The 611-nt window shown below is 56.1% G+C and carries 1 protein-coding gene; it reads left to right on the forward strand.

Annotation, left to right across the window (positions count from 1 at the left end):
* Positions 1-602 (forward strand): transposase (locus AC1RPZ_RS27355; protein WP_493141021.1); only part of this gene is annotated, 602 nt, incomplete at its 5' end.
* Positions 603-611: the final 9 nt, after the last annotated feature.

Consider the following 611-nt stretch of genomic DNA (forward strand, 5'->3'; position numbering starts at 1 on the left):
AGGAGATCGCTCGTTACGGCAAGCACGACCGTCTGTTGCGCATGAAAGTGTCACCGCAGGCGAGAAAGCGAAACCCGAATCTACCCCTCCATTGGGAAGTGCGCGAAGTCAGCTATGAAGTTCAGGGAAGGCTGAAGACGGTCATGACCTCATTGCCTGTCGGGACCTACAGCACCAAGGCCGTCGCCAAGCTTTACCAGGAACGATGGGAGATCGAATTGGGCTTCAGGGATATCAAAAGTTCGATGCAGCAGAACGCAGTGACCCTGCGCAGCAAGAAGATCGACTTGGTTTACCAAGAGGTGTGGGGGCTGCTACTGGCTTACAACGTGATCCGCCGGGAGGCCAGTCAGGCGGCGGTGGCGTTTGGCCGGGCACCGTCGGACATTCGCTTCAAGCCAGCGTGCCAGTACATTGCGGTGCAGTTGATTGTGATGGCCGCGGCCAATCCTATTTCGGCGACGGGAAGGCGATTGGCAGAGTTGAGAGCAGGTGTCGGAGGGATGTTTCTGGATCACCGTCCAAGGCCATCAAGGCCAAGGACGGTAAAGATTTCAAAGACCCGTTTTCCAGTAGACCGTAAGGCTGCTCCGCTTAAGTGAACAGCATTA

This window comes from Pseudomonas sp. GW822-FHT02D10 (assembly GCF_058802345.1).